The sequence below is a fragment of the Cyanobium sp. BA5m-21 genome (genome assembly GCF_024346235.1).
Classification (GTDB): domain Bacteria; phylum Cyanobacteriota; class Cyanobacteriia; order PCC-6307; family Cyanobiaceae; genus Cyanobium_A; species Cyanobium_A usitatum.
On the sequence record NZ_JAGQCO010000072.1, the window covers coordinates 1 to 7,579 of the forward strand.

7 protein-coding genes are annotated in these 7,579 nt (G+C 59.9%); 4 read left to right on the plus strand and 3 right to left on the minus strand.

The window, feature by feature from the left end; genetic code table 11:
* On the minus strand, positions 1 to 1,266 hold a 1,266-nt coding region (locus KBY72_RS13450), incomplete at its 3' end, for a lysine decarboxylase (protein ID WP_254993792.1).
* 57 nt (positions 1,267 to 1,323) lie between these two features.
* Between KBY72_RS13450 and KBY72_RS13455 the strand changes: the two genes are divergently transcribed.
* Positions 1,324 to 2,964 carry an ABC1 kinase family protein gene (locus tag KBY72_RS13455; protein WP_254960345.1) on the plus strand — a complete coding sequence of 547 codons (1,641 nt, stop codon included), beginning with the start codon at positions 1,324 to 1,326 and terminating at the stop codon, positions 2,962 to 2,964.
* A 55-nt stretch (positions 2,965 to 3,019) separates the two neighbouring features.
* Here KBY72_RS13455 and KBY72_RS13460 read toward each other — a convergent pair whose 3' ends face one another.
* Entirely contained in the window at positions 3,020 to 4,255 is a 1,236-nt protein-coding gene (locus KBY72_RS13460; protein ID WP_254993793.1) for a hypothetical protein, read from the minus strand.
* 70 nt (positions 4,256 to 4,325) lie between these two features.
* Here KBY72_RS13460 and KBY72_RS13465 point away from each other — a divergent pair, with 70 nt between their 5' ends.
* The 3 genes from KBY72_RS13465 to KBY72_RS13475 all read left to right on the plus strand — a co-directional run bounded on the left by KBY72_RS13465 (position 4,326) and on the right by KBY72_RS13475 (position 6,767).
* Positions 4,326 to 5,414 carry an ABC transporter substrate-binding protein gene (locus tag KBY72_RS13465; RefSeq protein WP_254993794.1) on the plus strand — a complete coding sequence of 363 codons (1,089 nt, stop codon included), beginning with the start codon at positions 4,326 to 4,328 and terminating at the stop codon, positions 5,412 to 5,414.
* A 38-nt stretch (positions 5,415 to 5,452) separates the two neighbouring features.
* Positions 5,453 to 5,920, plus strand: coding sequence for a hypothetical protein (locus tag KBY72_RS13470; protein ID WP_106632733.1), 468 nt, complete (start codon positions 5,453 to 5,455; stop codon positions 5,918 to 5,920).
* A 163-nt stretch (positions 5,921 to 6,083) separates the two neighbouring features.
* A complete protein-coding gene (locus KBY72_RS13475; RefSeq protein ID WP_254960272.1) occupies positions 6,084 to 6,767 on the plus strand; it encodes a hypothetical protein in 684 nt (227 codons plus the stop codon).
* A gap of 6 nt (positions 6,768 to 6,773) precedes the next feature.
* Here KBY72_RS13475 and KBY72_RS13480 read toward each other — a convergent pair.
* The coding region (locus tag KBY72_RS13480; protein ID WP_254993795.1) for a sigma-70 family RNA polymerase sigma factor at positions 6,774 to 7,579 on the minus strand (806 nt) is incomplete at its 5' end.

Consider the following 7,579-nt stretch of genomic DNA (forward strand, 5'->3'; position numbering starts at 1 on the left):
GATCCGCTCGCCGGGCACCAGCAGGGGAATACCCGGCGGATAGGGACACAGGGGTTCGGCGGCGATCCGTCCAGCTGCCGCCGCCAAAGCCACGACTTCCGCCGGAGCGCGCCAGGCCTCGGCCAAGGGCAGCTCCGGCTCCGCTACCAGCGGCAGCGGTGGCGCGCTGAAGGGTGGCAGGGGTGGTCCCCCCAGGGCACGCCGCAGGCGCAACAGCTGGTGGGGCAGGCGCCAAAGCAGCCCAGGGGGCGGCGCCATACCCAAGCAAAAAGTGAGCGCCCCCGGTTCCGGCAGCTCGGCGATCACACCCCGCTGCAGCAACCAGGCATCGGCCTCCAGCCCATTGATTCCCATGGCAGCGGTGTGCAGCACCAACCGCAGCGGGTCGTCATTTGCAACCAGGGGCAAGCCCAGCGCACGGCAGCGGCGCTGCAGGCGCTCGCCGCAGCGCCCTGCCGCTTGCCAGCGGCGCCGGCCCGCCGAGCTGGTGAGGTCGTCGAGGGCAGCTTCTGCGGAGGCCAGCAGCAGGGCGCTGGGGCTGGAGGTCTGCAGCCAGAGCAGGGCCCGGGCCACGGCATCGCGATCAGCCCTGCCGCCCTGCAGCAGCAGGGCGGCGCTCTGGGCCAAACCGCCGCCAGCCTTCTGGCCCGAGAGCACCACCAGGTCGGCCCCGGCCGCCAAGGCCTCGCCGCGGCCGTGGGCTTGATCGACCAGCACGGGTAGCCCACGGCCGTGGGCCAATGCCACCAGGGCCGGTAGCTCGGCGCGCTGGCCCTGGTAGCTCGGCGACACCAGCACCAGGGCCGCCAGGGGACCGTTTTGCGCTGCTGCTGCAAGCACCAGCTCGAGATGGGCAGAACTTGGTGGCAGCCACAGACCGCTGGCCGTATCGAAGGGCAGGTCAAACAGCACTGGCCGCAGCTGGCCCAGCACGCAGCCGTGCAGCAGGGAGCGGTGCAGGTTGCGGGGCAGCAGCACCCGGCTGCCAGGGGGAGCCAGGGCTAGCAGGGCTGCCTGCAGCATGCCACTGGCACCATTAACACCAAACCAGAGCGCCTCCGCTCCAAGCTGGGAGGCACAACGCCGCTGAGCATCAGCGACGGAGCCGGTATCGATCAGGGGACCACCCTGCTCCGGCAGCTCCGGCAGATCCCAACTGCCCGGCCGCTGGCGCAGCAGGCGCCGCAGGGCAGGAGACAGACCCCGACCACGGCCGTGGGCCGGCAGATGCAGCGGCAGGCCCATGAAAAGAGGGATGGCGTTCATAGAGTCTGCTCAACTAGCCGCTGCCGTGCCTTGACCTACGCCGAAGCTGCCAGCGAGCTGGGTTACGACCCAGGCAGAGACCTCCGCTGGTTGCTGTTGCGTCCCTGGGTGCTGATAGCCCGGCTGCTCGTGGTGATCTGGCAGCTGTCCAGCCTGGCCCTGGTGTTGGTGGTGCAGGGGAACAGCAGCAATGCCCAGGTGCAGCAACGGCTGGGAAGGCGAATTCTGACCACGCTCACGGACCTGGGCCCCTGCTTCATCAAGGTGGGCCAAGCCCTTTCCACCCGGCCCGATCTGGTGCGGCGCGACTGGCTCGAACAGCTCACCCAGCTGCAGGACAACCTGCCCGCCTATCCCCATGGGATTGCGCTAGCAACCATTGAGCAGGAATTGGGCGCCCCGGCCGACCAGCTATTTGAGGTATTCCCCGACTACCCCGTAGCAGCAGCCAGCCTGGGCCAGGTATACAAAGCGCAGCTCGCTGATGGCCACTGGGTGGCCGTCAAGGTGCAACGCCCCAATCTGCCCACCATTCTGCGGCGGGATCTAGTGATCATCCGCCTGTTGGCTGTGCTGAGTGCGCCGCTGCTGCCACTCAACCTGGGCTTTGGCCTCGGCGACATCATCGATGAATTCGGCTCAACTTTGTTCGAGGAGATTGATTACCGGCTCGAGGCCAATAACGCTGAACGATTTGCCGATCTATTCGCCCGCCAACCAGAGGTGACCGTGCCGCGGGTGGAGCGACTGCTATCCAGCCAGCGGGTGCTCACCACCCAGTGGATCAATGGCACCAAGTTGCAGGAACGCCAGGCGCTGGAGGCTCGCAACCTGGACCCCTCGGCCCTGATCCGCACTGGCGTGATCGCCGGGCTGCAGCAACTGCTCGAATTTGGCTATTTCCACGCTGATCCCCACCCCGGCAACCTGTTTGCGCTTTCCGGCAAAACCGGCCCCCTGGGCCATGTGGCCTATGTGGATTTCGGCATGATGGATTCGATCAGCGACAGCGATCGCCTCACCCTCACCGGCGCCGTTGTTCACCTGATCAATCGGGATTTCACCGCCCTCGCGGCTGATTTCGTCAGCCTGGGTTTCCTCAATCCCCGGGCCGATCTCAAGCCAATCATTCCTGCCCTTGAGGAGGTGCTTGGTGGCGCCCTAGGCGACAACGTGGGCTCCTTCAACTTCAAAGCCATCACCGATCGCTTTTCGGAGCTGATGTATGCCTATCCCTTTCGTGTGCCGGCTCGCTTCGCCCTGATCATTAGGGCGGTGGTGAGCCAGGAGGGCCTGGCCCTGCGGCTTGATCCCAGCTTCAAGATCATCAGGGTTGCCTATCCATACGTGGCCCGGCGCCTGCTGGCAGGCGAAACCAGTGAGATGCGCGATAAACTACTTGAGGTGCTCTTTGATCGACAAGGGCGCCTGCAGCTTGAACGACTAGAAAATCTATTGGCGGTTGTGGAGAACGATTCCACTAGTCCCGATTTGCTTCCAGTTGCGGGAGCTGGCCTGAAGCTGCTTCTAGGCCCAGAGGGCGGCAGCCTGAGGCAACGGCTCCTGCTTACTCTGGTTCAGGGCGATCGCCTGCACACAGACGATTTGCGAGCCCTGATGGGCCTGATGGGACGTACTTTTTCACCTCGCAAGTTGGTGAGCGGCATGCTGGCAAAGCTCACACTGCAACCCGCTTAAATTATAGACAGGCTTAAACAATGGCCTTAAACAATAGGCTTAAACAATAAATAGCTCAACCAACCTGGGGGATCGTCATCCAGCAGAAGGTAATTGCAGCACCACCCACCAGAACCACCACTAGGGGCCAGGTATCATCAAGGCGATTTAGATGCAGCAATAACGCTTGTTTCTCGGCGGGATCTTCAATCGATTCCATCACGGCATAGCGTCGTCCAATCCATAGAACCAATACAAAAGCTGCCAGCGTGACTACGTAAGCAACGACGTACACTTGATCAAGGAAGGTAAGAAAGGGCAAATCAGGCAACTTGTCACGATAGGTTTGCTGTAGGAAAACCAGGGTAAGGAGAACAGTGACCGGGATACTGGCACGAGCATCCTGCTCATCAGGGCGCACCTTAAATACCAACAACACCATGGCCATCAACACGGAGAGGGGCAACAACAATCTCCAGAAAGACGACCACGAAGAGGTGCCGTAGGAAATCTCAAAGAGGATTTGGCTGTAGTCGTTTTCTTCGCCACCAAGCCCAAAATTTGTAGCATAATGGTGCCGGTATTCCGCAATCGACCAGCCAGTATTTAGCCAGCCAATAATGCGAGCGTAGAGACCCATCCCGCTGTTGCGAATCTCCGGGACTAAGCGGAGATTTCGATAACTAAGTTGGCCGTCTATATCGTTAGCCTCAATCACAAGTGGCAGGCTTATGCTCATGAAAGGGTAGTGTCGAAAACTAGCCTTGTCTACATAATAACGACCCACATAGGTAAACAATTGGTAGTAACTACCATCCGCAAGCCGCGCGGGAACATTGCCCACCGGCCTAAGGCTTGAATCCTTGTCAGAAAGCAGGGTATTCAGAACAATAAACATACTCGAAATATCTCCACCACGAGCCTCCACATAGCGCTGCATAGGCTCCTCCCAGCGCAGCCAAACATAGCCACTACTAGAATAGGTTGGCACCGTTAGATCAAGCTCATAATTGCTAGTTGAATACACCCCTACTTCCACTTTGTATGGGGCTAGCTCAAACTCAGCCCGATCCACCCGTTCCTCCCCGGCGCTGAGCTGGTCTCCCCGCATGGCGCTCCATACACCAAGGGCAGGCTTCTCGCCGAGGGGCAAGGTAGTGAGAGCACGGGACGCGGAAGAGAGCCGCAAAGAGTCGCGGCTTAGCACTGGGCTCACATCAATGCGCCCGATCCCCAAAATTGCCAGGATGGCCGCCAGAACAACGGCAACCATCGCCAGCACGTTCCAAGGCCTTTGCCTGCGCTTACCCATGCCCAACCGCTGCAGTTTGCTGAAGTTAAGGCCGAAAGCCGGTTGGGGGCGAGTAGGCACCGCAGCGGCGTTGGTCCTGACGCTGAGCCTGCCTGCCCTGGCATCAACAGAAATCGTGCTGGGGCAGTCGGCGGCCCTCAGCGGCCCCTCCGGCATGCTCGGCAGCGAATACCGGGAAGGGGCTCTGGCCTATTTCGCCGAAGTGAATCGCCAAGGTGGCGTCCATGGCAAGCGACTGAAGCTGCTGAGCCTCGACGACCGCTACGACCCACCTCTCACCCTGCGCAACACCAAGCAGCTGGTTGAACGCGACAAGGTGTTTGCTTTATTTGGTTATGTGGGCACCCCCACCGTCAAGGCGGTGTTGCCCTTGGTTGAGACACAGAAAATTCCACTAATAGCTCCACTCACCGGCGCCCAGCTGCTACGCCAGCCCCATCGCCCCATGGTGTTCAACCTACGTACCAGCTACCACATGGAAATTGACCGGATGGTCGACTACCTGGTGCGCAGCGGCCGCCATCGCGTTGCGGTTGTCTTTCAAAACGATGCCTTTGGCAAAGACGGCCTCAAGGGATCTCTCAAGGCCTTGAGACGCCATGGCCTCAAGCCAGTGGCCACTGCCAGCGTTGAGCGCAACTCAAACCAAACCGGCGGGGCAGCCAGCATGGTGCAAAACGCCAATGCCAACGCGGTTTTGGTGATAGCGGCCTACCCGAGCTCGGCCTCCTTAAGCCGCGAGATGCGGCGGCGCGGCAGCACAGCCCAGCTGATGAACGTGTCGTTTGTAGGTACCAGCGCCCTGCGGGCCTCGCTGCAAAGCCATGAGGCCAGTGGCATTGGCGTGGCCCAGGTGGTGCCTTTCCCTTGGAACGAAAGGGTGCCAGTGGTGAAGGAATACCAGAAATTAATGCGCCGCCAGCAGGCCAAACCCCAATTCGGCTTCATCAGCCTCGAGGGCTTCCTTGCCGCCAAGATGACGGTGGAAGGCCTGCGTCGGGCCGGGCCGGCGCCAACCCGCCAACGCTTTGTGACCGCGCTTGAAACGATGCGCGATTTAGACCTTGGCGGCTACCGGGTGCAACTGGGTCCCCAGGACCACAACGGCAGCAGCTTCGTCGAACTCACCTTCCTGGGTTCCCAGCGCTGGGAACCCTGAGGGCCTAGGGTCTCGGCCACCAAGACCAGTCTCAGCAGATGGCCAGCCTGCCCCTCGACGCCATGGACAGCAGCGCCCTGCCGGACGGCTGGATGTACGCCGACCTCGATGCGAGCGACATCCTTCTGGAATATGCCCAGATCATCCAGCCCCCCTACCTAGTAGCTGGTGTGGGCCTGGCCATCGGCGTGCTCTGCGGGCTCACCTTCGCCAAATTGGTAGAAAACAAGCTGGAGGGCTGGAAACAGGATCGCCTGCCCCTGCTACCACTTGGCAGTTTTGCGGTCACCCTGCCTTACTTCGGCGTGGTGATCGGCATCACCCTTTTTATTGGCGGCAGCCTGCAGGTATTCGGTTTCTCGGCGGGGGTTGCCCTGCTGGTTTCTTTTGTGTTGTCGATTGCCACAGCTGGCGCCCTGTGGGTGCAGCTGGAACGGCTTATGGCTCAGGTAGAAGCAGGTACCTTCAGCGCAGTCGACTTCGACAACTTCGATCAGTTTTTCTAATTTTACTACTAAAAGAAGCCATCAGCCTGCCTGCAAAATAGGCGGCAAAACCAAGATAATCACCAAAAGATAGATTCATAGCTGCCATATCATCACTTGAATTGGTTCAAAATTCCCCAATCAAACCTAAATATTTCATCCAACCATCAGCCGGAGCAAAATTATGGCCAGCGAGCCTTCAAAGCAGACAAGCGCTGGACCCGCCGATATGCTGCGCGAGCGCCTAACCAGCGGCAGGGGGCGACTAGCGGTAATTGCTGCTACGACAGGCGTCTGGGGAATGGATCTTCTGCTGGTTAATCATCTGCGGCATCGCAGCTTGATTGCTCCAAATCTCAGCGATTTAGTACACAGCATCGACATCGTTGCCACAATTGCCTTCATCGCCGTAACAATCGGGCTAACGGTCAGCCTGTTTCGCGGCAAAAACCGCCATCTTTTCCGCTGGGCCCTGGCCTATCTGCTGTTTTCAATGCTTCAGGTAATAGCAAATGTGCTGTCCATGGTTGCCACTGCAGGCAGCCATCAAGGCGGTGGATTGGCAGGATTGTGGGATGTGGCAGCCGTCTATATGGAAAGCGTGCTCGTATTTATGTTTGTCTATATCTTTCTTGATGTCAGCACTCCAGGCGGTGCATTTATTTGGCCCAGCCGACAGGGAGAAGAACCACCCGAACCCCACATCATCGACTACCTGTTTATCTCGATGAACGTCAATTCCACCTACGGACCCACATCTGAAGCCGTTATGTCACGGAGAGCCAAGCTGGTTATGGCTCTCCAGGTTCTTCTTGCCATCGTGATGCTGACCGTACTGATTGCTCGCAGCGTCAGCTCCACCGGCTGAGTCAGCTCAAGCCACCAGATAACCCTCAAGCATGCGTGACTGGGCCCGTACGCCTTCGAGGGCTTTGCGCTCCAGGTTGCGAGTTTTGTCGCGGCTCATGCCCAATTGCTTAGCAATGGCACTGAGGCTCATCGGCTCCGAGCTCTCTTGCGGCTCCCCAGCCTCAATCCCATAACGCATCTTCAGCACCCGCCCCTGCAGCTCCGGCAGTTGCTCCAGCAGCGCTCGCAGGTCGCCCTTCAGGCACTCTCCATCCACCCGGTCTTCAGGCAGCTCCGCATCTCCTGCCAGCAGGTCCAGCAGTTCGGTGTCATCACCGTCGCCCACCTTCGTCTCCAAGCTCACCGGTTGGCGCGCACGGCACAGTAGATCCTTCACCTCTTCTTCTGGCAGTTCCACCGCTTCGGCAAGCTCCGTCACCGTCGGCGTGCGCCCCAGCAGCTGGCTTAGTTCACGCTGGCCCTTCTTCAGCTTGTTCAGCGTTTCGGTGATGTGGATTGGCAGCCTGATCGTCCGGCTCTTCTCAGCGATTGCCCGCGTGATCCCCTGGCGAATCCACCAATACGCATACGTTGAAAATTTGTAGCCACGGGTTGGATCGAATTTCTCAACGCCGCGCACCAGCCCGATCGTGCCCTCCTGGATCAGGTCCAGCAGCTCCATATTCCGCCGCGTGTACTTCTTAGCCACACTCACCACCAGCCGCAAATTCGCAGCCACCATCCGCTCCTTGGCACGCCGGCCCGCCTGCAAGCGCTTCTTAAGCAATGGCGCGCTCAGACCAGCAGCCTGGGCCAACTCCGCCTGGCTTG

Bases quoted from the DNA above. Each gene is read 5' to 3' on its own strand.
- KBY72_RS13470 (WP_106632733.1), top strand. From the start codon at position 5,453: ATGGCCAGCCTGCCCCTCGACGCCATGGACAGCAGCGCCCTGCCGGAC.
- KBY72_RS13460 (WP_254993793.1), bottom strand. From the start codon at position 4,255: ATGGGTAAGCGCAGGCAAAGGCCTTGGAACGTGCTGGCGATGGTTGCC.
- KBY72_RS13475 (WP_254960272.1), top strand. From the start codon at position 6,084: ATGGCCAGCGAGCCTTCAAAGCAGACAAGCGCTGGACCCGCCGATATG.